This window comes from Caballeronia sp. GAFFF1 (assembly GCF_023630705.1).
Taxonomy (GTDB): Bacteria; Pseudomonadota; Gammaproteobacteria; order Burkholderiales; family Burkholderiaceae; genus Caballeronia.
Window position 1 is genome coordinate 1 of record NZ_JALQEM010000050.1, and the last position, 2642, is coordinate 2642.

The following is a 2642-nucleotide window of genomic DNA, read 5'->3' on the forward strand; positions in this document are numbered from 1 at the left end:
TGCGTATTCCACGCAAACCGAGCAGCCGTTCCACGGCAAAGCGAGCAGACTTTCCACGTGAAGCCGAGCGAAGATTCCACAGCAAAGCGAGCGCTGCGGACGTGGCGACGCGGGGTGAGTTCTTTTACTCCTTCCCGTCTTCGGTGGTCAAACCATTTCGGCGCTTGCGCATCGATTCGCCTGATAGCGTGAGTCGGTGCGCGTTGTGAACAAGACGGTCGAGAATCGCGTCAGCCAGCGTTGGATCGCCGATAGCGGCGTGCCAGCTATCGACCGGGATCTGGCTGGTGACGATCGTCGAGCGCCGGCCGTGCCGATCGTCGAGCACCTCAAGCAGATCGCGCCGCGCCGGATCCGACAGCGGCGCCATGGCGAGATCATCCATGACGAGGATGTCGGTCTTTGCCCATTGCGCGAGCAGTTTCGCGTAGCCGCCGCTGCCGTGTGCAATGGCCATCTCCTCGTTGAACTTGGGCATGCGCAAATAGCAGGCCGAGAAGCCCTGACGGCATGCCTGATTAACCATCGCGCATGCAAGCCAGCTTTTGCCAAGACCTGTCGGGGCGACCAGAATCACGTTCTGATGAGCACGTATCCATTCGCCCGTGAGCAACCGGGCGAGTAATGCGCGATCGAGTCCGCGAGGCTCGCGGTAGTTGATGTCTTCCGGTACAGCGTCAGGGAAGCGCAGCTTCGCGCGGCGCAGCCGCGCCGTAATAAGTCGCGACTGGCGCTCGCTTGCTTCACGTTCGACGAGCAGCCCAAGGCGTTCTTCGAAGCCGAGCTGATCGATGCTGTTTTGGGATTGCTGGTCGGCCAGCGCCGCAGCCATGCCGAACAGGCGCAGTTCGTGCAGCCGTTCGACGGTCGGGTGATGCAGCATGTCAATACTCTCCTTTAATGGAAGTAGGACGGCCCGCGCACATTGGCGTGCACGAGCGGCGGTTCGGTCTGAGCGACGGGCGCATCGGCGTTGCTCTCCAGACCGTTCTTCAACGTTGAGGCGATAAACCGATAGCTCGGCGCCTTCAGATCAATAGCGCGCTGGCAGGCGGCTTCCAGCCGCGCATGGCCGTAGTCCTTGCTCATGCGCAGCACGCCAAGGCAGGCGCGATAAGCCTGCTGAGGATGCTGGCGGCCGCCAAGCAAGTGTTCAACGACCGCAGCGGTGTGTGGACCGATGTCGGTGGCCCAGTTGATCAGCCGTTGCGGATTCCACTCCGTTGTCGCGGCCCGATGATTCGGCGGCATATGTGCAGCGATCGTGGTGTGATGGCCGCGACGCTCGCTCTTCGCATGCGCGGCTATACGCTGACCACGCAGGAAGATCTCAACAGTTGCCTTCGTATGGCGCACGTCGACCTGTTCGCGGGCGTGGCAGTAAGAGACCGAGTAATAGTGTTCATCGAGTTCGACGTGGTAATCGATGCCCACACGCGCAACCTTCCACTGTGCATACTGATAAGGCCTTTCTGGCAGCGGCCGAAGTGCCGGGCGATCAAGTTCCTCGAAGGCGCTGCGGCGGCAGCCTGGTAGCTTCTTGAACGGCCTGTTGTTCAGTTCGACGAGCAGCGCGGCGATTGCGCGATTGGCTTCGTCCAGGCTGAACAGCCGCTGGTTGCGCAGTCGGGCGAGAATCCATCGCTGTGCCAGGAGCACCGACTGCTCAACCTTCGCCTTATCTCTCGGGCGACGTTTGCGTGCCGGGATGATCGCCATCGAGTAATGAGCAGCCATCTCGCCGTAGGTCCGGTTCAGAACCGGATCGTAGAAGTCGGCCTTGTGTACGCCGGACTTTAGATTGTCGGGCACTAGGATCTCGACACAACCGCCGATGTAGCTCAACGCGCGCACATGCGAGCCGATCCAGTCCTCAAGCTGCTGAGTCCAAGTGACTTCGGCATATGTGTAGTTCGATGCGCCGAGCGTCGCGACGAACACCTCGGCCTCGCGGATCTCGCCGGTGTGCGGATCAACGATACCGAGCCTGTTGCCTGAGTAATCGATGAACAGCTTCTCGCCGGGCGTGTGCGTCTGGCGCAGCGTAACCGGCAAAGCCGCTGCCCAGCGCTCGTAGTGCTTGCAGAACCAACTGTAGCCGTACCCTTCGGGCTCTTGGGCCTTGTACTCGTTCCAGAGCAGGTCCAGGGTTACGCCTCGCCTGCCAAGCTCACGATGCACAAGCGCCCAGTTGGGTAACGGGCGCCTCCGACTCAACGACGGTTGCGGCGGAAACAGCAGCGCTTCGAGCGCCGCGTCGTCCATCGACATGGCCCTCTCGAAGTCGAGTTGCGCACGCCGGGCACGGTCTAGGTAGTCCCAGACCGTTGCGCTCGAAGCGCCGATCGTCGTCGCGATCTCGCGCTGGCTACGTTCGCATACGAAACGCAGGCGCAGCACTTCCCTGATTTGACGCATGGATAACCTTTTATTCGACATTCGGCCGCCCGACAAATCGTCGAGAGTGCCATGGTTATCCGCGTCGCCGTCCCGCCACCTTACTGCTCGGTTACGCGTGGAATTCGCGCTCGGGCAGTCGTGGAATACCTGCTCGGTTTGCCGTGGAATCGGCGCTCGCTTTGCTGTGGAATCCGTGCTCGGTTTGCCGTGGAATCAGCGTTCGGTTTGGCGTGGAATACGCA

General features: G+C 61.2%; 2 protein-coding genes. Both read right to left on the bottom strand.

Annotation, left to right across the window (positions count from 1 at the left end):
- Positions 1–124: 124 nt before the first annotated feature.
- Positions 125–883, bottom strand: coding sequence for an IS21-like element helper ATPase IstB (istB, locus tag NCR37_RS28240; RefSeq protein WP_250476106.1), 759 nt, complete (start codon positions 881–883; stop codon positions 125–127).
- Between the two features lie 14 nt (positions 884–897).
- Positions 898–2439 carry an IS21 family transposase gene (gene istA, locus NCR37_RS28245; RefSeq protein ID WP_250476107.1) on the bottom strand — a complete coding sequence of 514 codons (1542 nt, stop codon included), beginning with the start codon at positions 2437–2439 and terminating at the stop codon, positions 898–900.
- Between the last annotated feature and the right edge of the window lie 203 nt (positions 2440–2642).

What these genes read in the sequence shown, in the direction of transcription:
- istA (WP_250476107.1), bottom strand. Translation starts at nt 2,439, where the DNA reads ATGTCGAATAAAAGGTTATCCATGCGTCAAATCAGGGAAGTGCTGCGC.
- istB (WP_250476106.1), bottom strand. Translation starts at nt 883, where the DNA reads ATGCTGCATCACCCGACCGTCGAACGGCTGCACGAACTGCGCCTGTTC.